The 21,919-nt window shown below is 51.5% G+C and carries 21 protein-coding genes and 2 pseudogenes; 16 read left to right on the forward strand and 7 right to left on the reverse strand.

Going from position 1 to position 21,919, the window contains the following annotated elements; all coding sequences use genetic code 11:
* Together K0778_RS08740 and K0778_RS08745 are read right to left on the reverse strand one after the other, a co-directional pair.
* Positions 1-568: pseudogene (locus tag K0778_RS08740) on the reverse strand (RHS element protein); the annotation flags it as partial.
* A 247-nt stretch (positions 569-815) separates the two neighbouring features.
* Entirely contained in the window at positions 816-1,022 is a 207-nt protein-coding gene (locus K0778_RS08745; protein ID WP_000424924.1) for a YbfA family protein, read from the reverse strand.
* Positions 1,023-1,334: 312 nt separating this feature from the next.
* Here K0778_RS08745 and kdpF point away from each other — a divergent pair, with 312 nt between their 5' ends.
* From kdpF to K0778_RS08800, 11 genes and pseudogenes are all read left to right on the forward strand, one after another.
* Entirely contained in the window at positions 1,335-1,424 is a 90-nt protein-coding gene (gene kdpF, locus K0778_RS08750) for a K(+)-transporting ATPase subunit F (protein ID WP_001272653.1), read from the forward strand.
* The gene (kdpA, locus tag K0778_RS08755) at positions 1,424-3,097 is read left to right on the forward strand and encodes a potassium-transporting ATPase subunit KdpA (protein ID WP_000741131.1); all 1,674 of its coding nucleotides are present in this window, start codon (positions 1,424-1,426) and stop codon (positions 3,095-3,097) included. The genes kdpF and kdpA overlap by 1 nt, the downstream gene beginning before the upstream one ends.
* Before the next feature lie 22 nt (positions 3,098-3,119).
* Positions 3,120-5,165: a potassium-transporting ATPase subunit KdpB gene (gene kdpB / locus K0778_RS08760; protein WP_063084757.1), complete on the forward strand. Its 2,046-nt coding sequence runs from the start codon at positions 3,120-3,122 to the stop codon at positions 5,163-5,165.
* Positions 5,166-5,173: 8 nt separating this feature from the next.
* Positions 5,174-5,746, forward strand: coding sequence for a K(+)-transporting ATPase subunit C (gene kdpC, locus K0778_RS08765; RefSeq protein ID WP_001300431.1), 573 nt, complete (start codon positions 5,174-5,176; stop codon positions 5,744-5,746).
* On the forward strand, positions 5,739-8,423 hold the full coding sequence (gene kdpD / locus K0778_RS08770) for a two-component system sensor histidine kinase KdpD (protein ID WP_153449069.1): 2,685 nt from the start codon (positions 5,739-5,741) through the stop codon (positions 8,421-8,423). The genes kdpC and kdpD overlap by 8 nt, the downstream gene beginning before the upstream one ends.
* On the forward strand, positions 8,420-9,097 hold the full coding sequence (gene kdpE, locus K0778_RS08775) for a two-component system response regulator KdpE (protein WP_000186076.1): 678 nt from the start codon (positions 8,420-8,422) through the stop codon (positions 9,095-9,097). Before kdpD ends, kdpE begins: the two co-directional genes overlap by 4 nt.
* A gap of 233 nt (positions 9,098-9,330) precedes the next feature.
* Complete coding sequence (locus tag K0778_RS08780; protein WP_211180488.1) at positions 9,331-9,435, forward strand: leader peptide SpeFL; 105 nt, start codon at positions 9,331-9,333, stop codon at positions 9,433-9,435.
* A 257-nt stretch (positions 9,436-9,692) separates the two neighbouring features.
* Positions 9,693-11,891 carry an ornithine decarboxylase SpeF gene (speF, locus tag K0778_RS08785; protein ID WP_000040192.1) on the forward strand — a complete coding sequence of 733 codons (2,199 nt, stop codon included), beginning with the start codon at positions 9,693-9,695 and terminating at the stop codon, positions 11,889-11,891.
* Positions 11,888-13,207 carry a putrescine-ornithine antiporter gene (gene potE, locus K0778_RS08790; RefSeq protein WP_000075845.1) on the forward strand — a complete coding sequence of 440 codons (1,320 nt, stop codon included), beginning with the start codon at positions 11,888-11,890 and terminating at the stop codon, positions 13,205-13,207. The genes speF and potE overlap by 4 nt, the downstream gene beginning before the upstream one ends.
* Positions 13,208-13,297: 90 nt before the next feature.
* Positions 13,298-13,432 (forward strand): annotated as a pseudogene (locus K0778_RS08795) (winged helix-turn-helix domain-containing protein); the annotation flags it as partial.
* 123 nt (positions 13,433-13,555) lie between these two features.
* Entirely contained in the window at positions 13,556-14,206 is a 651-nt protein-coding gene (locus K0778_RS08800; RefSeq protein ID WP_001208814.1) for a DUF2625 domain-containing protein, read from the forward strand.
* Positions 14,207-14,246: 40 nt separating this feature from the next.
* On the opposite strand, the gene K0778_RS08805 is transcribed toward K0778_RS08800, so the two are convergent.
* From K0778_RS08805 to seqA, 3 genes are all read right to left on the reverse strand, one after another.
* The gene (locus K0778_RS08805; RefSeq protein ID WP_000856355.1) at positions 14,247-14,741 is read right to left on the reverse strand and encodes a hypothetical protein; all 495 of its coding nucleotides are present in this window, start codon (positions 14,739-14,741) and stop codon (positions 14,247-14,249) included.
* 214 nt (positions 14,742-14,955) lie between these two features.
* Entirely contained in the window at positions 14,956-16,596 is a 1,641-nt protein-coding gene (gene pgm, locus K0778_RS08810; protein ID WP_001297249.1) for a phosphoglucomutase (alpha-D-glucose-1,6-bisphosphate-dependent), read from the reverse strand.
* 25 nt (positions 16,597-16,621) lie between these two features.
* Positions 16,622-17,167 (reverse strand): replication initiation negative regulator SeqA, encoded by a 546-nt coding sequence (seqA, locus tag K0778_RS08815; RefSeq protein ID WP_000848387.1) that lies wholly within the window; start codon positions 17,165-17,167, stop codon positions 16,622-16,624.
* Positions 17,168-17,351: 184 nt separating this feature from the next.
* On the opposite strand from seqA, the gene ybfF reads away from it, so the two are divergent.
* From ybfF to fur, 5 genes are all read left to right on the forward strand, one after another.
* Positions 17,352-18,116, forward strand: coding sequence for an esterase (ybfF, locus tag K0778_RS08820; protein ID WP_000773301.1), 765 nt, complete (start codon positions 17,352-17,354; stop codon positions 18,114-18,116).
* Between the two features lie 139 nt (positions 18,117-18,255).
* A complete protein-coding gene (gene ybfE, locus K0778_RS08825; RefSeq protein ID WP_001300829.1) occupies positions 18,256-18,549 on the forward strand; it encodes a LexA regulated protein in 294 nt (97 codons plus the stop codon).
* A 139-nt stretch (positions 18,550-18,688) separates the two neighbouring features.
* On the forward strand, positions 18,689-19,219 hold the full coding sequence (gene fldA, locus K0778_RS08830; RefSeq protein ID WP_001018618.1) for a flavodoxin FldA: 531 nt from the start codon (positions 18,689-18,691) through the stop codon (positions 19,217-19,219).
* A gap of 209 nt (positions 19,220-19,428) precedes the next feature.
* Positions 19,429-19,515 carry a fur leader peptide gene (gene uof / locus K0778_RS08835; RefSeq protein ID WP_001406816.1) on the forward strand — a complete coding sequence of 29 codons (87 nt, stop codon included), beginning with the start codon at positions 19,429-19,431 and terminating at the stop codon, positions 19,513-19,515.
* Positions 19,508-19,954, forward strand: a complete 447-nt coding sequence (gene fur, locus K0778_RS08840; protein WP_000131702.1) for a ferric iron uptake transcriptional regulator — start codon at positions 19,508-19,510, stop codon at positions 19,952-19,954. The genes uof and fur overlap by 8 nt, the downstream gene beginning before the upstream one ends.
* An 83-nt stretch (positions 19,955-20,037) precedes the next feature.
* On the opposite strand, the gene chiQ is transcribed toward fur, so the two are convergent.
* Together chiQ and chiP are read right to left on the reverse strand one after the other, a co-directional pair.
* Positions 20,038-20,364: a ChiQ/YbfN family lipoprotein gene (gene chiQ, locus K0778_RS08845; RefSeq protein WP_000733592.1), complete on the reverse strand. Its 327-nt coding sequence runs from the start codon at positions 20,362-20,364 to the stop codon at positions 20,038-20,040.
* A gap of 49 nt (positions 20,365-20,413) precedes the next feature.
* Positions 20,414-21,820 (reverse strand): chitoporin, encoded by a 1,407-nt coding sequence (gene chiP, locus K0778_RS08850; protein WP_001258839.1) that lies wholly within the window; start codon positions 21,818-21,820, stop codon positions 20,414-20,416.
* Between the last annotated feature and the right edge of the window lie 99 nt (positions 21,821-21,919).

A 21,919-nucleotide genomic window follows, 5' to 3' on the forward strand; every position in this document is an offset into this window, starting at 1 on the left:
GGTCAGACAGCAGGCTGTTCAGGTGCTGGCTCTGTAACTGCCCGGCAGGGGTATAAGCGGTGGTGAGTTCATAACGGCCGAAGCTGCGCAGCGTTTCCCGGTGCAGGCGGTCGCGGGTGAAATCCACCAGCGGTGTGTCGCCGAGCTTCATGCCTGCCAGGTAACCGCTGCCGTAGGCCAGCCATTCCACGGCGGGCAGGCTGTCCGGTATACAGCGGTTCGCCAGTCCCTGCGCGTTGTACGCATGTCTGGTCTCATGCTGCCAGAGCAGTGCTTCCGTCTCCGGGTGATGCACCGTCTGACGCTCACCGGTCAGCCGGCCTTTCTCATCATACCCGTAATGCACCGTCACCCGGTGCCCTTCGCTGATATGGCTGATGTCTGTCAGCCAGCCGCGTTCGTCATACTGCCACCGCTCTGCGGTTTCGCCATTCACGGTGCGGTGCGTGAGGCGGTCTGCTTCGTCATAGTACCAGTGGGTGACCAGCCCCTCATCCTCGCTGCGGATAAGTTTGCCGGTCAGGTCGTGGTGATAACGCTGTGTGCGGCCGTCAAAGCCGGTTTTCCGCTCATCTGCTCATCCTTGTTTTATCGGGTTATTTGTCTGCTGACAGGCGAAACCCTACAGATTTATAAGAAAGCCTTAAGTGAGATATCTGTCAGATAAGAACAATTAGGAAAATATTTATATATATTTCATGAATATATGTTTCGATTGGTATAACGATGTCTAAATATTCCTCTGAACATCTTCCTGATACAAAAAACCGCCAGCGTTTCCGCTGGCGGTTTTCAATGTATTCAAAACTCAGCAATCAATAAAAATCACCAGTTGCCTTTTCGGCCTGATCCATCCACACCGGTTTATCGCTGGTTTTCGACCAGACGCGATGCAGGTAGCTGTAAAAGCGGGCGCGGTCTTTCCAGAAAAGCATGAAAGGCAGCGCCAGAACGCCCGCTGCAACCGCATAAGTACGGCGTAAAAAGATAAGCCATGCAGGATATTCTCTGTAGAGTTCCATACTTTTCTCCCCCTTTTGTATCTACCCGGTGAATGGCACCGGAAAAATGAATTTGTTTATCTGATGAAAATAGTACCGCCTTTTGTGTAATTTTACTACTCATCCGACCACTTATTTTTGCTTATTGATGGTTTATTTACATTCATCCTGTAATTAAGTTACACAAAAGTTAAATTAATACTAAACATTAGTTAAATCATGGCTTTTGCCATTTTTATACTTTTTTTACACCCCGCCCGCAGATTTTTGCGAAATCTTTGCAGCCAGAATTCTACCCTTCCGGTATCACTTTTAGGCCACTGGAGGTGCACTGTGAGTGCAGGCGTGATAACCGGCGTATTGCTGGTGTTTTTATTACTGGGTTATCTGGTTTATGCCCTGATCAATGCGGAGGCGTTCTGATGGCTGCGCAAGGGTTCTTACTGATCGCCACGTTTTTACTGGTGTTAATGGTGCTGGCGCGTCCTTTAGGCAGCGGGCTGGCGCGGCTGATTAATGACATTCCTCTTCCCGGTACAACGGGCGTTGAGCGCGTACTTTTTCGCGCACTTGGCGTCTCTGACCGTGAGATGAACTGGAAGCAATATCTTTGTGCCATTCTCGGCCTGAACATGCTGGGGCTGGCGGTGCTGTTTTTTATGTTGCTCGGTCAGCACTATCTGCCGCTTAATCCACAGCAGTTGCCAGGGCTGTCGTGGGATCTGGCGCTGAATACCGCCGTCAGCTTTGTCACCAATACCAACTGGCAATCTTATAGCGGTGAAACCACGTTGAGCTATTTCAGCCAGATGGCGGGCTTAACGGTGCAAAACTTTCTTTCTGCCGCCAGCGGGATTGCGGTGATTTTTGCCCTCATCCGTGCGTTTACCCGCCAGAGCATGAGCACGCTCGGGAATGCCTGGGTCGATCTGCTACGCATCACGTTATGGGTGCTAGTCCCTGTGGCGTTGTTGATTGCACTGTTTTTTATTCAACAAGGTGCGCTGCAAAACTTTCTGCCTTATCAGGCTGTGAATACCGTTGAAGGAGCGCAACAGCTGTTACCCATGGGGCCTGTAGCTTCTCAGGAAGCGATCAAGATGCTCGGTACTAACGGCGGTGGCTTCTTTAATGCCAACTCGTCGCATCCGTTTGAAAACCCAACCGCACTGACCAACTTCGTGCAGATGCTGGCGATCTTCTTGATCCCAACGGCGCTGTGCTTTGCCTTTGGTGAAGTGACGGGCGATCGCCGCCAGGGGCGCATGTTGCTGTGGGCGATGTCAGTGATTTTTGTCATCTGCGTAGGCGTGGTGATGTGGGCAGAAGTTCAGGGTAATCCTCATCTGCTGGCACTGGGCACGGACAGCAGCATCAATATGGAAGGTAAAGAGAGCCGTTTCGGCGTGCTGGTCAGTAGCCTGTTTGCGGTCGTGACGACGGCGGCTTCCTGTGGCGCGGTGATTGCGATGCATGATTCGTTTACCGCTCTCGGTGGCATGGTGCCGATGTGGCTGATGCAAATTGGTGAAGTGGTGTTCGGCGGTGTCGGTTCTGGTCTTTACGGCATGATGCTGTTTGTCCTGCTGGCGGTGTTTATTGCCGGGCTGATGATTGGTCGTACACCGGAATATCTGGGTAAAAAAATCGACGTACGCGAGATGAAACTGACTGCACTGGCAATTCTGGTTACCCCGACGCTGGTGCTGATGGGCGCGGCGTTGGCGATGATGACCGACGCCGGACGTAGCGCCATGCTCAACCCTGGCCCGCATGGTTTTAGCGAAGTGCTGTACGCCGTGTCATCCGCCGCTAACAACAACGGCAGCGCCTTTGCCGGATTAAGCGCCAACTCTCCGTTCTGGAACTGTTTACTGGCGTTCTGCATGTTTGTCGGTCGCTTCGGGGTGATTATCCCGGTGATGGCAATTGCCGGTTCGCTGGTGAGTAAAAAGAGCCAAGCCGCCAGCTCCGGCACGCTGCCAACGCACGGCCCGCTGTTTGTTGGCCTGTTAATCGGCACCGTGTTGCTGGTTGGCGCACTGACCTTTATCCCTGCCCTGGCGCTTGGTCCGGTGGCGGAATATCTCTCCTGATGATATTGAGTGAGCACTGAATATGAGTCGTAAACAACTGGCGCTATTCGAACCAACACTTGTCGTTCAGGCGCTGAAAGAAGCGGTGAAAAAATTAAACCCGCAGGCGCAATGGCGCAATCCGGTGATGTTTATCGTCTGGATCGGCAGTCTGCTGACCACCTGTATTAGCATCGCGATGGCAAGCGGTGCGATGCCCGGCAATGCGCTGTTTAGCGCGGCCATTAGCGGTTGGCTGTGGATCACCGTACTGTTCGCTAATTTCGCCGAGGCGCTGGCAGAAGGCCGCAGTAAAGCGCAGGCCAACAGTCTGAAAGGGGTGAAAAAAACTGCCTTTGCCCGCAAGCTGCGTGAGCCGAAATATGGCGCTGCGGCGGACAAAGTTCCTGCCGACCAACTTCGTAAAGGCGATATCGTACTGGTAGAAGCTGGCGATATTATCCCCTGCGATGGTGAAGTTATTGAAGGGGGTGCATCGGTCGATGAAAGCGCCATCACCGGGGAATCGGCACCGGTGATCCGTGAATCCGGCGGCGATTTTGCCTCCGTTACCGGCGGCACGCGTATTCTTTCTGACTGGCTGGTGATTGAGTGTAGCGTTAACCCCGGCGAGACATTTCTGGATCGGATGATCGCGATGGTGGAAGGCGCACAGCGACGTAAAACGCCGAACGAGATTGCCCTGACCATCCTGCTGATTGCCCTGATTATCGTCTTTTTACTGGCAACCGCCACGCTGTGGCCGTTTTCTGCGTGGGGCGGTAATGCAGTCAGTGTAACGGTACTGGTGGCGCTGCTGGTCTGTCTGATCCCAACCACTATTGGCGGCCTGTTGTCAGCGATCGGCGTCGCCGGGATGAGCCGGATGCTGGGCGCGAATGTGATTGCCACCAGCGGACGTGCAGTTGAAGCGGCAGGTGACGTTGACGTTCTGCTACTGGATAAAACCGGCACCATCACACTCGGTAACCGTCAGGCGTCGGAGTTTATCCCCGCGCAGGGCGTGGATGAAAAAACGCTGGCTGACGCCGCACAACTGGCTTCGCTGGCTGATGAAACGCCGGAAGGCCGCAGTATTGTGATCCTCGCCAAGCAACGTTTTAACCTGCGCGAGCGCGATGTGCAGTCGCTCCATGCCACCTTTGTACCGTTTACTGTGCAAAGCCGGATGAGCGGGATCAACATCGACAACCGCATGATCCGTAAAGGTTCTGTCGATGCCATTCGTCGCCATGTTGAGGCTAACGGTGGTCACTTCCCTACCGATGTTGATCAAAAAGTCGATCAGGTTGCGCGTCAGGGAGCCACGCCGCTGGTGGTGGAAGGTTCTCGTGTGCTGGGCGTTATTGCGCTGAAAGATATCGTCAAAGGCGGTATTAAAGAGCGCTTCGCCCAGCTGCGCAAAATGGGCATTAAAACGGTGATGATTACCGGCGATAACCGTCTGACTGCCGCCGCGATTGCTGCGGAAGCGGGTGTCGATGATTTTCTCGCCGAAGCGACACCGGAGGCCAAGCTGGCATTGATCCGTCAGTATCAGGCGGAAGGTCGTTTGGTAGCGATGACCGGCGACGGCACCAACGATGCTCCGGCGCTGGCGCAGGCAGATGTCGCGGTGGCGATGAACTCCGGCACCCAGGCGGCGAAAGAGGCGGGCAATATGGTCGATCTCGACTCTAACCCGACCAAGTTGATCGAGGTGGTGCACATTGGCAAACAGATGCTGATGACCCGTGGCTCGCTGACCACCTTCAGCATTGCCAACGATGTGGCGAAATACTTCGCCATTATTCCGGCGGCATTCGCGGCAACGTATCCGCAGTTAAATGCGCTGAACATCATGTGCCTGCATTCGCCCGACTCCGCAATCCTCAGTGCGGTGATTTTCAACGCCTTGATTATCGTCTTTTTGATTCCCCTAGCGTTAAAAGGCGTGAGTTATAAACCGCTTACCGCTTCTGCCATGTTGCGCCGTAACTTATGGATTTACGGTCTGGGTGGGCTGCTGGTGCCGTTTATCGGTATCAAAGTCATTGATTTACTGCTGACCGTTTGCGGTCTGGTGTGAGGTTTACCATGAGTGGATTACGTCCGGCATTATCAACATTTATCTTTCTGTTATTGATTACTGGCGGCGTTTACCCGCTGCTGACCACCGTACTGGGGCAATGGTGGTTTCCCTGGCAGGCCAATGGTTCGTTGATTCGTGAAGGTGATACGGTGCGCGGTTCGGCATTAATCGGGCAGAATTTTACCGGCAACGGCTATTTTCATGGTCGCCCGTCGGCAACGGCAGAAATGCCCTATAATCCACAGGCTTCTGGCGGGAGCAATCTGGCGGTCAGTAACCCTGAGCTGGATAAACTAATAGCCGCACGCGTTGCTGCATTACGGGCCGCTAACCCGGATGCCAGCGCGAGCGTTCCGGTTGAACTGGTGACGGCATCGGCAAGCGGGCTGGACAATAATATCACCCCGCAAGCGGCGGCCTGGCAAATCCCACGCGTGGCGAAAGCGCGTAATCTCAGCGTTGAACAGCTCACGCAACTGATCGCAAAATACAGCCAACAACCGCTGGTGAAATATATCGGCCAGCCGGTTGTCAACATTGTTGAACTCAATCTGGCGCTGGATAAACTTGATGAATAACGAACCCTTACGTCCCGACCCCGATCGTCTGCTGGAACAAACTGCCGCGCCGCATCGGGGGAAGCTGAAAGTTTTCTTCGGTGCCTGTGCAGGCGTCGGGAAGACCTGGGCGATGCTGGCAGAAGCCCAGCGACTGCGGGCGCAAGGGCTGGATATTGTGGTTGGCGTGGTAGAAACCCACGGGCGAAAAGATACCGCCGCCATGCTGGAAGGGCTGGCTGTTCTGCCGTTAAAACGCCAGGCGTACCGTGGGCGGCATATCAGCGAGTTTGATCTCGATGCCGCCCTCGCCCGCCGCCCGGCGCTGATCTTAATGGACGAACTGGCGCACAGTAATGCGCCAGGTTCCCGTCATCCCAAACGCTGGCAGGATATCGAAGAACTGCTGGAAGCTGGCATTGATGTTTTCACTACCGTCAACGTTCAGCATCTGGAAAGTCTGAATGATGTGGTCAGCGGCGTCACCGGAATTCAGGTACGGGAAACCGTGCCCGATCCTTTTTTCGATGCCGCCGACGACGTGGTGCTGGTGGACTTGCCCCCGGACGATCTGCGCCAGCGGCTGAAAGAAGGCAAAGTCTATATTGCCGGGCAGGCGGAGCGCGCCATTGAACATTTTTTCCGCAAAGGTAATCTGATCGCCCTGCGCGAACTGGCACTGCGCCGTACTGCCGATCGCGTTGATGAGCAAATGCGCGCCTGGCGGGGGCATCCTGGCGAAGAGAAAGTGTGGCACACGCGCGACGCGATCCTTTTATGCATCGGCCATAACACCGGCAGCGAAAAACTGGTCCGCGCAGCGGCGCGGCTGGCGTCACGGCTGGGTAGCGTCTGGCACGCGGTGTATGTTGAAACCCCTGCCCTGCACCGCTTACCGGAAAAAAAACGTCGGGCAATTCTCAGCGCCTTACGTCTGGCGCAGGAACTGGGCGCGGAGACGGCAACACTTTCTGATCCAGCGGAAGAGAAAGCGGTAGTGCGTTATGCCCGTGAACATAATCTCGGCAAGATTATTCTCGGTCGCCCGGCCTCGCGCCGCTGGTGGCGTCGGGAAACGTTTGCTGACCGACTGGCGCGCATCGCCCCCGATCTCGATCAGGTGCTGGTCGCGCTTGATGAACCACCCGCCCGCACGATTAACAACGCGCCGGATAACCGCTCTTTTAAAGACAAGTGGCGTGTACAAATTCAGGGATGCGTGGTTGCCGCCGCGTTATGCGCCGTTATCACCTTAATTGCCATGCAGTGGCTGATGGCGTTTGATGCCGCCAACCTGGTGATGCTGTATCTGCTTGGCGTGGTGGTGGTGGCGCTATTTTATGGACGCTGGCCTTCAGTGGTTGCCACCGTCATTAATGTAGTGAGTTTCGATCTCTTTTTTATCGCCCCACGCGGCACGCTCGCCGTCTCTGATGTGCAATATCTGCTGACCTTCGCGGTGATGTTAACCGTCGGGCTGGTGATCGGGAACCTTACTGCTGGCGTGCGTTATCAGGCGCGGGTAGCCCGTTACCGCGAGCAACGCACACGGCACTTATATGAAATGTCGAAAGCTCTGGCGGTGGGCCGCAGTCCGCAGGATATCTCTGCCACCAGCGAACAATTTATTGCCTCCACGTTTCATGCCCGCAGTCAGGTGTTGTTGCCCGATGACAACGGTAAATTGCAGCCGTTAACACATCCGCAAGGAATGACGCCGTGGGACGATGCCATCGCGCAGTGGAGTTTTGATAAAGGCCTGCCTGCGGGCGTGGGCACCGACACGTTACCCGGTGTACCGTACCAGATTTTGCCGCTAAAAAGCGGCGAGAAAACCTACGGGCTGGTGGTGGTGGAGCCGGGGAATCTGCGCCAGTTGATGATCCCGGAACAGCAGCGCCTGCTGGAGACGTTTACGCTGTTAGTCGCCAATGCCCTTGAGCGGCTGACGCTAACCGCCAGCGAAGAACAGGCGCGGATGGCAAGCGAACGTGAACAGATCCGCAACGCCCTGCTGGCGGCGCTTTCGCATGATTTACGCACGCCGCTTACGGTGCTGTTTGGTCAGGCAGAAATCTTAACGCTCGATCTGGCAAGCGAAGGATCACCCCACGCCCGCCAGGCCAGCGAGATCCGTCAGCATGTGCTGAACACTACCCGACTGGTGAATAATCTACTGGATATGGCGCGAATTCAGTCCGGCGGCTTTAATTTGAAGAAAGAGTGGTTAACGCTGGAAGAAGTAGTCGGCAGCGCGCTGCAAATGCTGGAACCGGGTTTATCGTCGCCCATCAATCTTTCTCTGCCAGAACCGCTGACCTTAATCCACGTTGACGGGCCACTCTTTGAACGGGTGCTGATTAATCTGCTGGAGAACGCGGTGAAATATGCGGGTGCGCAGGCCGAAATTGGTATCGATGCCCACGTTGAGGGCGAAAATCTACAACTGGATGTCTGGGATAACGGCCCCGGTCTTCCGCCAGGCCAGGAGCAGACGATATTTGATAAGTTTGCTCGCGGGAATAAAGAGTCGGCAGTACCGGGGGTAGGGCTTGGACTGGCAATTTGTCGGGCGATAGTGGATGTACACGGGGGCACTATTACCGCGTTCAACCGACCGGAAGGTGGTGCCTGTTTTCGTGTTACACTTCCCCAGCAAACTGCCCCTGAACTTGAAGAATTTCATGAGGATATGTGACAAACGTTCTGATTGTTGAAGATGAACAGGCTATTCGTCGCTTTCTGCGCACGGCGCTGGAGGGCGACGGGATGCGCGTCTTTGAGGCCGAAACGCTGCAACGCGGCTTGCTGGAAGCGGCAACCCGTAAGCCAGATTTGATTATTCTCGATCTCGGCCTGCCCGATGGTGATGGGATTGAGTTTATCCGCGACCTGCGCCAGTGGAGCGCGGTGCCGGTGATTGTGCTTTCCGCACGCAGCGAAGAGAGCGACAAAATCGCCGCGCTGGATGCCGGAGCGGATGATTATCTGAGTAAGCCGTTTGGCATTGGCGAATTGCAGGCCCGTCTGCGCGTCGCATTACGCCGCCACTCTGCCACCACCGCGCCCGATCCGCTGGTAAAATTTTCCGATGTTACCGTCGATTTAGCCGCCCGCGTGATTCACCGGGGTGAGGAAGAGGTGCATCTCACACCAATTGAGTTCCGCCTGCTGGCGGTGCTGCTCAACAATGCCGGAAAAGTACTCACCCAGCGCCAGCTCCTTAACCAGGTGTGGGGGCCAAACGCGGTCGAACACAGTCACTATTTGCGTATTTATATGGGACATCTGCGACAAAAACTGGAACAGGATCCCGCCCGCCCACGCCATTTCATTACTGAAACCGGTATTGGCTATCGGTTTATGCTTTGAATATTAATTTTAATACAGCCTGCCTTTTATTAATTAAAGCCGTAATAATAAATACGGCTTTTTATCTTAAACAACACACAAAAATAACAATTCAATATTTTATATTACTGAGTAAAAAGCTCATCATTAAATAAATTAAGATTGATCATTTTTTATTGATCACCTTCACAGTTCAACCGTATTTCCTGGATAGAATATCTTCACCTTCATTCACATCAGGAAAGGTAAATTAAATGGAAAATAACAGCCGCACTATGCCCCATATAAGGCGGACAACTCATATTATGAAGTTTGCTCATCGCAATAGCTTCGACTTTCACTTCTTCAATGCCCGTTAGTCTACCGACTAAGGGCACTTCAGCGTACAGGTCTTCCTGACTCTCTGTATTACAGGCATATGCCTGTATTCCGCAGTGCTCATTCTCTGTTAACCCTTGTATTATCAGCCACCTGACTGGTAAGGGTTTCTGCATTCTGAAAAAAGCAATCTACCTGATTTATTTATCAGCGGGGTAACTTTGCTTTTTTCCGGCACGATCGATTTCTCATTCGAGAAATTGAGGACCTGCTATTACCTAAAATAAAGAGATGAAAAATGTCAAAATTAAAAATTGCGGTTAGTGATTCTTGCCCGGACTGTTTTACCACGCAGCGAGAATGTATCTACATTAATGAAAGTCGTAATATCGATGTGGCGGCAATAGTTTTATCGCTCAACGATGTTACATGCGGAAAACTCGATGAAATCGATGCCACGGGTTATGGCATCCCGGTATTTATTGCTACTGAAAATCAAGAACGTGTACCCGCAGAGTATTTGCCCCGTATTTCGGGTGTCTTTGAGAATTGCGAATCGCGACGAGAATTTTATGGTCGCCAGTTAGAAACCGCTGCCAGCCATTATGAAACTCAACTGCGCCCACCTTTCTTCCGCGCACTGGTCGATTATGTCAATCAAGGTAACAGCGCGTTTGATTGCCCTGGTCATCAGGGCGGCGAATTTTTCCGTCGCCATCCGGCGGGGAATCAGTTTGTGGAATACTTTGGTGAGGCGCTGTTCCGTGCCGACTTGTGCAACGCCGACGTAGCGATGGGCGATCTGCTGATTCACGAAGGCGCGCCATGCATTGCACAGCAACATGCGGCAAAAGTGTTTAATGCCGATAAAACCTACTTCGTTTTAAATGGCACTTCATCTTCTAACAAAGTGGTTTTAAACGCCCTGCTAACACCGGGTGATCTGGTGCTGTTTGATCGCAATAACCACAAATCTAACCACCACGGAGCGTTGCTACAGGCTGGTGCAACACCGGTTTATCTGGAAACGGCACGTAACCCGTATGGCTTTATCGGTGGCATTGATGCGCACTGTTTTGAAGAAAGTTACCTGCGTGAGCTGATCGCGGAAGTCGCACCGCAGCGGGCAAAAGAGGCTCGTCCTTTCCGCCTCGCTGTGATTCAGTTAGGCACCTACGACGGTACGATTTATAACGCCCGCCAAGTGGTGGATAAAATTGGTCATCTGTGTGACTACATCCTGTTTGACTCAGCATGGGTCGGCTATGAACAGTTTATTCCGATGATGGCGGACTGTTCGCCGCTGTTGCTGGATCTTAATGAGAACGATCCGGGTATTCTGGTTACGCAATCTGTGCATAAACAACAGGCTGGTTTTTCTCAGACTTCACAAATTCATAAAAAAGACAGCCACATCAAAGGGCAACAGCGTTATGTACCGCACAAACGCATGAACAACGCCTTTATGATGCACGCCTCCACCAGCCCGTTCTATCCGCTGTTTGCCGCACTGGATATCAACGCCAAAATGCATGAAGGTGTCAGCGGTCGTAATATGTGGATGGATTGTGTGGTAAATGGCATTAATGCCCGCAAACTGATCCTCGATAACTGTCAGCATATTCGTCCGTTCGTACCTGAACTGGTGGATGGTAAACCCTGGCAGTCGTATGAAACAGCGCAAATTGCGGTTGATCTGCGCTTCTTCCAGTTTGTACCAGGGGAACACTGGCATTCTTTTGAAGGCTATGCAGAGAATCAATACTTTGTCGATCCATGCAAACTGTTGCTGACAACCCCAGGTATTGATGCACGTAACGGCGAATATGAAGCGTTCGGTGTACCCGCGACGATTCTTGCTAACTTCCTGCGCGAAAATGGCGTAGTGCCGGAAAAATGCGATCTTAACTCCATCCTCTTCCTGCTGACTCCGGCAGAAGATATGGCCAAACTTCAGCAACTTGTTGCCCTGCTGGTACGCTTCGAAAAACTGCTTGAGTCCGACGCGCCATTAGCAGAAGTGCTACCTTCCATCTACAAACAGCATGAAGAGCGCTACGCCGGTTATACCCTGCGTCAGTTGTGTCAGGAAATGCATGATTTGTATGCCCGCCACAACGTGAAACAACTGCAAAAAGAGATGTTCCGTAAGGAGCACTTCCCACGCGTCAGCATGAATCCGCAAGAAGCCAACTACGCCTATTTACGCGGTGAAGTGGAACTGGTTCGTCTGCCGGATGCAGAAGGCCGTATCGCTGCCGAAGGTGCGCTTCCTTATCCTCCGGGTGTGCTGTGTGTTGTTCCGGGTGAAATCTGGGGTGGTGCTGTTCTGCGTTACTTCAGCGCTCTGGAAGAAGGGATCAACCTGCTGCCAGGTTTTGCACCGGAGCTGCAGGGTGTCTATATCGAAGAACATGATGGTCGTAAGCAAGTTTGGTGCTATGTCATCAAGCCTCGTGATGCGCAAAGCACCCTGTTGAAAGGGGAAAAATTATGAGTCAGGCTAAATCGAACAAAATGGGCGTCGTTCAGTTAACCATACTGACGATGGTCAACATGATGGGCTCCGGTATCATCATGCTGCCGACAAAGCTTGCCGAAGTCGGGACAATCTCAATTATCTCCTGGCTGGTGACAGCCGTAGGCTCAATGGCACTGGCATGGGCATTCGCAAAATGCGGTATGTTCAGCCGTAAATCAGGCGGTATGGGCGGTTATGCCGAGTATGCTTTCGGTAAATCCGGTAACTTTATGGCGAACTATACCTACGGCGTCTCACTGCTGATTGCTAACGTCGCGATTGCTATTTCGGCGGTTGGTTACGGCACCGAACTGCTCGGCGCGAGTTTGTCGCCAGTGCAGATTGGTCTTGCGACCATCGGGGTGCTGTGGATTTGTACCGTGGCTAACTTTGGTGGTGCGCGCATTACCGGGCAAATCAGTAGCATTACCGTGTGGGGGGTCATTATTCCGGTCGTCGGTCTGTGCATTATTGGCTGGTTCTGGTTTAGCCCGACGCTGTACGTTGATTCCTGGAATCCGCATCATGCACCGTTCTTCAGTGCGGTAGGTTCTTCCATCGCTATGACGCTGTGGGCTTTTCTTGGTCTGGAGTCTGCGTGTGCAAATACTGATGTAGTGGAAAACCCGGAACGTAATGTGCCAATCGCGGTACTCGGCGGTACGTTAGGTGCGGCGGTGATTTATATCGTCTCCACCAACGTGATTGCCGGGATTGTGCCAAATATGGAGCTGGCAAATTCAACGGCACCATTTGGTCTGGCCTTCGCGCAGATGTTCACGCCGGAAGTGGGTAAAGTCATTATGGCGCTGATGGTGATGTCCTGCTGCGGTTCGCTACTTGGCTGGCAGTTCACCATTGCCCAGGTGTTTAAATCTTCATCTGATGAAGGCTACTTCCCTAAAATTTTCTCCCGTGTAACCAAAGTGGATGCACCGGTGCAGGGAATGTTGACCATTGTGATTATCCAGAGCGGGTTGGCGCTGATGACGATTAGCCCGTCGCTAAACAGTCAGTTCAACGTGCTGGTTAACCTGGCCGTGGTGACCAATATCATTCCGTATATTCTGTCAATGGCGGCATTAGTCATTATTCAGAAGGTCGCTAATGTGCCCCCCTCAAAAGCGAAAGTTGCAAACTTTGTTGCTTTTGTTGGCGCGATGTACAGTTTCTATGCGCTGTACTCATCCGGGGAAGAAGCCATGCTGTACGGTTCCATCGTGACCTTCCTTGGTTGGACACTGTATGGTCTGGTATCACCACGCTTTGAACTGAAAAATAAACACGGTTAATAAAACAAAGTAAAAAAGGGCGATTGAATGATCGCCCTTTCTGTTTGTTGGCAAATAGTTCGTTATTTATGCCGCATCCGGCAGATGTAGGGTCTAAACGCGATCGAACACAGCAACTATTTGCGTAATTATATGGGGCATCTGCGACAAAAACTGGAACAGGATCCGGCCCGGCCTCGCCATTTTATTACTGAAACCGGTATTGGGTATCGGTTTATGCTTTGAAAAAAGTGGCAATGTATGGATAAAGTCATTTTTTATTCAAATATAAGGAACTTAATATTTAAAAAATGTTCCATACAATTCCTCATCATAAATGACACCGTAGCACACAAGGAGCAAGTAGCGATGCGTGAAATGAATCAGTTAGTAAATACTGAAGATTCAGCCTGGCCAATAATCCAGAACTGGTTAAAAGACGCCACAAACCATACCGAACTCTTACCGGTTAATAAAGATTTAGCCGAAACCGCACTTTATCAATTACAGGTGACAACAAAATCACCAATGGGTGCGCTTGTCTATGGCTCCGGAGGTCTGCTGATTGATAATGGTTGGTTACGCATAGCAGGATCTGGTCACCCCCGGTTGCCACGAGATCCAGTAAGTTGGACACAACGCCCTGAATTCGCAGGCGTGCGGGCTTTACCCATCGCTGACGATGTCGCAGGGGGAATTTTTGCTCTTAATGGTGGCGATCTTGGGGAAGATACTGGCTGCGTTTATTATTTTGCGCCAGATACGCTGAATTGGGAAAGTCTGGAAGTTGGATATTCTGAGTTTCTTCAGTGGGCATTATCCGGTGATTTAGATACCTTCTATGAAAATGTACGATGGCAGCAATGGCGAGAAGACGTAATAAAATTATCGGCAACGGAAGCCTTCACGTTCTACCCTTTCTTATGGGTACAAAGTGAAGAAGCAAGAACAAGAAAAGTTATTTCGCTTACTGAACTCTGGGAAATGCAGTATCAAATGAAAGAAACATTCACGCAATAAGACATGTTCAGGTCCGGGTTTCATTTCCGGACTCACTATTTTAATGTGTATTTATCGCTTTCAATTCTTGCTGGCAATTTTCTGACTGGCAGCGTCGTAACTCAATAATCCCGACATGCATCATCGAGCCAAAAAATCCGCTTTCGCTGACATAATCCTCATTGACTATCGGTCGAGTGCCGGGCTTGCCCTGGCAAACCCGCATAAAAAATGAGGTGTAGCATTGCCAACCGGGATTTAAACCGACCTTTTCTTGTGCTGACATATTATGAAGATAAGTAAGTTCTTTTTCGTTCCCGCCTGACAACTGCCAGCGGCGGGTATTATCAGGTAAGTTATCACCACGGCAATTTGTCTTACACCGGGAAGGTGCAATATTTACCGCAATGCTACCCGTTAATCCTCTGGTTTTATCTTTAGGGGTCAGTAACCAGTCGCCAGCTAATGATGATTGTTCAGGTTGGGCGCATGCAGTCAGCAGTAATGTGGCGGTAATTAGTGACACTATGACGACCAGACTCCTGTTGGTCTTCATTGGGATTTCCTTGAGCTACTCAGTTTGTTGACAAAGTGTTCGTTGTTTTTGCCGGATGCGGCGTGAACGCCTTATCCGGCCTACAAAATCGCGTAAATTCAATATATTGCACCATCCTCGTAGGCCTGATAAGCGTAGCGCATCAGGCAATTCTGTGTTTGTCATACGTAAAAAAGGGCGATCTTCCGACCGCCCTTTTTCTTATTTAATGTGTTTACGCGTTTTTCAGAACTTCGCTAACAATCTCAACCGCTTCTTTCTCAATCTGCTTGCGATGTTCTTCACCGAGGAAGCTTTCGCAGTAGATCTTATATGCGTCTTCCGTGCCTGACGGACGCGCGGCGAACCAGCCGTTGTCAGTCATCACTTTCAGACCGCCAATAGAAGCACCGTTGCCCGGAGCAGCAGTCAGGCGCGCGGTGATCGGGTCACCTGCCAGGGTGCTGGCGCTCACCATTTCCGGAGACAGCTTAGACAGCGCCGCTTTTTGTGCGGAAGTCGCAGCTGCCTGCAAACGGTTGTAGCTCGGCGCACCAAAGCGTTTTGCCAGTTCGTTGTAGTGTTCCTGCGGGTTCTTACCGGTGACAGCGGTGATTTCCGCCGCCAGCAGACACATGATGATGCCGTCTTTGTCGGTGGACCACGGCGTGCCGTCGAAACGCAGGAAGGAAGCCCCTGCGCTCTCTTCGCCGCCAAAGCCGAAGCTGCCGTCGAACAGACCATCAACAAACCATTTGAAACCTACCGGGACTTCTACCAGCTTACGACCCAAGTCATTGACCACACGGTCGATCATCGCAGAAGAAACCAGCGTTTTACCAACGGCAACATCTTTGCCCCACTGCGGACGATGCTGGAACAGGTAATTGATCGCCACCGCCAGGTAGTGGTTCGGATTCATCAAACCTGCCGGAGTGACGATACCGTGACGGTCATAATCCGGGTCGTTAGCAAACGCCAGATCGAACTTATCACGCAGTGCCAGCAGGCCCGCCATCGCACACTCGGAGGAGCAGTCCATACGGATCGCGCCGTCTTTATCAAGGTGCATAAAGCGGAAGGTTTGATCGACCTGATCGTTAACGATAGTCAGGTTGAGGTTGTAATACTCGCCAATGCGCTTCCAGTATTCGATACCGGAACCGCCCAGCGGATCAACGCCAAGCGTCAGGCCCGCTTTCTGAATCGCCGCCATATCAACGATATCGGCCAGCCCTTCCACGAACGGCTGCACCAGATCCTGCTCTTTCACATGACCGGATGCCATCGCTTCGTCGAGGGAGATACGCTTCACGCCTTTCAGGCCATCGGCCAGCAGTGCGTTGGCACGATCTTCCACCACTTTAGTGACGTTGGTATCAGCCGGGCCACCATTTGGCGGATTGTACTTGATACCACCATCTTCCGGCGGGTTATGGGACGGTGTAATAACGATACCGTCTGCCAGCGGGCCACCTTTTTTATTGTGAACCAGGATGGCATTGGAAACGGCAGGCGTCGGGGTGAAGCCATTGTTTTCCTGCACAATAACATCTACGCCGTTCGCTGCCAGCACTTCCAGAACGGAAATAAATGCAGGTTCGGACAGGGCGTGAGTATCTTTACCCACATAGCAAGGGCCAGTGATACCGTTTTTCGCACGTTCTTCAGCAATTGCCTGAGCGATCGCCAGAATGTGCGGCTCGTTAAAGCTGTGGCGCGCTGCACTGCCACGGTGACCGGAAGTACCGAATTTCACCGCGTGCTCCGCATTCCCTGCTTCTGGTTTCAGTACATAATATTGCGCCGTCAGTTGGGCGACGTTAATCAAATCACTCTGTTGTGCAGGTTGGCCTGCACGATTGTGGATTGCCATTGCTTTGTCCTTTGTCTGCAACGTTTTAGATAGTTCCGCAAACCTTCTCAATCAATTCCGCCGGGAATTGCATCGACTGCATGATGTGTTCGATCATGCTGCATTTACGGCCGGTGTTGGTGTTGGTGATCACCCAATACGGCGTGCCTGGCACATGTTTCGGCTTGGTCTGATTACCATTTTTCAGCAGCGTTTGTTCATCTGCCGCAAAGTAAACGCGTGTACGACCGTGCAACGATTCCGTTGCTTCGGCAAACGCCTGGGCGTCAAGAGAATATAGTGTAGACAACAGCAGCATAAAGCGATTGACCGCTCGCTTTTGCTCTGCGTATTCGTCCGAAAGCAGAAGTTCACGCATTGCGCGAACCTTGTCTTTAATCGTTTTGACCGGCTTCGCTTCGACGATAGCAGGTGACGCAACGCGAACCTCTTTCGTCACCGGAGCAGCAGGCTGTGATGCGGCGGAAAATTTCAACATACGCCGTAAAATGTCGGATGCGCTCTCGCCGATATGCTTAGTGTGGCTGGCAATATAGCTGTAGAGTTCATCATCAACTTCAATCGTTTTCATCTTAATCCAGTGCAGTGTCTTAGCTGAATACAAGTCGCCAGGAGTATATGAATAAATCCCGGCAGCGGATAGCGTCAAGCCTGGCTTGCAGAAAAACTCGGAATAAACCTTATTTGTTGCAGCCCTGTGGCACAATGGTCAACATAATACCCTAACCCGACAACGCGAAAAAAAGAACTTTGCCATGAAATTGAATATCCGCGCGCAAACTGCACAAAACCAGCACAATAATTCTCCCATCGTTCTTGTCCATGGTCTGTTTGGTAGCCTCGACAACCTTGGCGTACTGGCTCGCGATCTGGTAAACGATCACAATATCATCCAGGTTGATATGCGTAACCACGGTCTTTCACCGAGAGAGCCGGTAATGAATTACCCGGCGATGGCGCAGGATCTTGTTGATACCCTGGATGCACTGCAGATCGACAAAGCAACATTTATCGGTCACTCCATGGGCGGTAAAGCGGTAATGGCACTTACTGCACTGGCCCCCGATCGCATCGATAAACTGGTGGCGATCGATATCGCACCGGTCGACTATCACGTACGCCGTCATGATGAGATTTTCGCAGCTATCAACGCGGTCAGTGAATCGGACGCACAAACTCGCCAGCAAGCAGCAGCAATAATGCGCCAGCATCTTAATGAAGAAGGGGTGATTCAGTTTCTGTTGAAATCTTTTGTTGACGGGGAGTGGCGCTTTAACGTGCCGGTATTGTGGGATCAGTATCCGCATATTGTGGGTTGGGAGAAAATCCCGGCATGGGATCACCCTGCCCTGTTTATCCCTGGTGGTAATTCTCCGTATGTTAGCGAGCAGTACCGTGATGATTTACTGGCACAATTTCCACAGGCACGGGCGCATGTCATTGCAGGCGCGGGTCACTGGGTCCATGCTGAAAAACCAGATGCGGTATTACGCGCTATCCGTCGCTATCTCAATGATTAACGCAACTGATTAAAAACCCAGCGTCCGCGTCGCTTTCCGCGCGTGGGCGTTGGCGTGACTCATCGCGCTGATGTATTATGGCGCGCTATCCATCCGGGCAGAGGCCTGGCTGATTGTTTCCCCCGAAGTCACCAAGATCATGGCCAAAGAACAAACGGACCGTACGACATTAGATCTGTTCGCGCACGAGCGTCGACCGGGACGACCGAAAACTAATCCGCTTTCGCGCGATGAACAGCTGCGTATTAATAAACGCAACCAACTAAAACGCGACAAAGTACGTGGCCTTAAGCGTGTCGAACTGAAGCTGAACGCGGAAGCTGTCGAGGCGCTGAACGAGCTGGCGGAATCGCGCAATATGAGCCGTAGCGAACTGATCGAAGAGATGTTAATGCAGCAACTGGCGGCGCTGCGTAGTCAGGGCATCGTTTAAATTTCCACTTTCATGTAGCACAGTGTGCAGTCCTGCTCGTTTGCTGATTCCGCAAGACTGCCTGTTCTGCTATGATTGCCTTTATCCGTGGGCAATTTTCCACCCCCATTTCAATAAGTTTCAAGAGGTTATTTCACTCATGGCTATCACTGGCATCTTTTTCGGCAGCGACACCGGTAATACCGAAAATATCGCAAAAATGATTCAAAAACAGCTTGGTAAAGACGTTGCCGATGTCCATGACATTGCAAAAAGCAGCAAAGAAGATCTGGAAGCTTATGACATTCTGCTGCTGGGCATCCCAACCTGGTATTACGGCGAAGCGCAGTGTGACTGGGATGACTTCTTCCCGACTCTCGAAGAGATTGATTTCAATGGCAAACTGGTTGCGCTGTTTGGTTGTGGTGACCAGGAAGATTACGCCGAATATTTCTGCGACGCATTGGGCACCATCCGCGACATCATTGAACCGCGCGGTGCAACCATCGTTGGTCACTGGCCAACTGCGGGCTATCATTTCGAAGCATCAAAAGGTCTGGCAGATGACGACCACTTTGTCGGTCTGGCTATCGACGAAGACCGTCAGCCGGAACTGACCGCTGAACGTGTAGAAAAATGGGTTAAACAGATTTCTGAAGAGTTGCATCTCGACGAAATTCTCAATGCCTGATGTGATGCGGCGTAGACTCATGTCTACGCCGTATTAATAGATAATGCCAATCAAAATAATTGCTACAAATTTGTAACTTTTGCTGTTGTACCTGTACAATGTCCCGGTGTTCAAGTGGCCTTGCCGTTGTAAATGTAAGCTATGCCACGTTTTTATTAACAATATTTGCCAGGGACTTGTGGTTTTCATTTAGGCGTGGCAATTCTATAATGATACGCATTATCTCAAGAGCAAATTCTGTCACTTCTTCTAATGAAGTGAACCGCTTAGTAACAGGACAGATTCCGCATGACTGATAACAATACCGCCCTAAAGAAAGCTGGCCTGAAAGTAACGCTTCCTCGTTTAAAAATCCTGGAAGTTCTTCAGGAGCCGGACAACCATCACGTCAGTGCGGAAGATTTATACAAACGTCTGATCGATATGGGTGAAGAAATTGGTCTGGCTACGGTATATCGCGTACTGAACCAGTTTGACGACGCTGGTATCGTCACCCGCCACAATTTTGAAGGCGGTAAATCCGTATTTGAACTGACACAGCAACATCACCACGATCACCTGATCTGCCTCGACTGCGGCAAGGTTATCGAATTTAGTGATGATTCCATCGAAGCGCGTCAGCGTGAAATTGCCGCAAAACATGGCATTCGCCTGACTAACCACAGTCTCTATCTTTACGGTCACTGTGCCGAAGGCGATTGCCGCGAAGATGAGCACGCGCACGAAGGCAAATAAGCCAGCCTGAACGAGAAAAGCCAACCTGCGGGTTGGCTTTTTTATGCAAGGGAAATAAGAAAAGCGAGAGTTACAGCTCTCACTTATTTGTTATTACTGCGAATTTCCTGCCAGACCTTATCACAATCGGCTTTCACCGCCTGATCATTTCCGGTTTGCGTTGCACGCAGACACTGCTGATAATCCAGTACGCGGACACTTTCCTGGTCGGCAAACTGCTGATGTTGTTTCTCTTTCTTCAGCACGTTTAACACGCTCTGGCAGGCTTCAATTTTTTCCGGCGAACCTTGCGCGGTGTTGATACAGGCGCTGTATGCCTCTTTCAGACGGCTGTCTTCCTGTGGTGCGGTTGATTGCGCACAAGCTACCAGCCCCGATGCCATCATGGCGATGAGAATCAGTTTTTTCATAGCAAATTCCTCAAACGTGCGGCAGGCACAAAACCTGCCGCGTCGGGCATCAGAAGATGGTGAATGGTGCGATTACCATAAATTTTACGTCACGCTCATCCTGGAAGATGTTGCCGTAACCACCGCCCCAGCTTGGGATGTCGGAGTGGTTGTCGTATTCGGTGAAGTGCAGTTTGAACATCGTGCCTTTGGCGCGACCGTCCTGAATGGTATAGACCGCATCCAGGCTGTATGCAGACTCTTCAATAGTCCGGTTTTTGTCGTAGTACGCATCCGGATTGCTCTGCCAGGTCGCAGGTTTAGCATCCCATGCGTAAACGTAGGAAGCGCCGATGGCGAAGCCTGGAAGATTCCAGTTTTTCAGGTCATACATCGCACCGAAGAAGACTGCTTTTTCGCCGTTGGCGTTGAAGTCAGAACGGTTGTCCCACCAGATATCCAGGCGACCGTTTGAGGAAGCGTAGGTTGGAGTCATACGTTGCAGGAAGTATCCCTGCTGACCGTCAGCCTTAACCCAGGTGCCTTCGAGGCGCAAATCCACTACGTCAGCCGCCCGGTAACCAAAGGTCAACGCCTGCAGCCAGGCGGTGCCGTCATAAAGGTCGTTGACGCTGCGATCGTCAACTTTATCGCGGGTACCGTAGAACTGGTAGCTGGTGGTTAACGGGCTACCGGCGATATCAAATTTGTAGCTGGCTTTGGCAAAATATTGATCGATATACCCTTCCGCCTGACCAAAAGCCGCTTCCAGTACGAAGTTATTTTTGAAGTCGTATTTCGCCCCAAGGGAGTGCAGATAATCAACTTTGGTGGTTTTATCGTTCTGATAAAACTCATCCATTTCCAGATGCCACGGCGCTTTGTATTCGTTGGTCCACATGTAGGAGAAACTCAATGCACCGGCATCGCCGTAATCAAAATTCGCTCCGGCTTCCGCACCCTGATAAGTACCCGGCATAAAGCTCCAGTGAGGCGCTAACAGCGTCTGACCGGTTGGCTGAATATAACCTGCCCTCGCCCAAACCGGACCGTATTTAAATTTGGCCGCTGCTTTATACAGGCTTATACCGCTTTTGTCGCCGGACCAGTCTTCGTCATAGGCTTTATTACTTTTTGAAAACGCGATTTCGTTCGGGTGAGAGCTGTCGCCGTTTTCCGCCATTTCAATCGCCGTAAACGCGGCAATATCAAGGCCGAACATATCAGCAGCATAACCAGACTGAAAATCGAGGTTGGCATTCCAGGTGGAGTGAGAAAGGTTGGTTTTGTATTTGTCGCCGTCGGTAACATCTTTACGGTCGCGTTCACGCTGCCAGTAATATATACCGCCGGTTAAGGTTGAATCGTCGATGAATCCTTCGGCGCGAGCCTCCGGCATTGCCATAAAGCCCGACATTGCTGTAACACCGGCGATAGCCAGCGCCAGCGTACTACGTTTGCCACTAAACGTACGCATGGGTTAATCCTCTTTGACGTATAAATTGCTGCACCAAAGGTGAACAGCGAAAAAAAATAAAAATTAAAAAAGTAGCGTTGAGAAAAGTCTCGCTGACTA

Origin of the sequence: Escherichia sp. XD33 (assembly GCF_019375075.1) — a bacterium.
Lineage (GTDB): Bacteria > Pseudomonadota > Gammaproteobacteria > Enterobacterales > Enterobacteriaceae > Enterobacter > Enterobacter flexneri_A.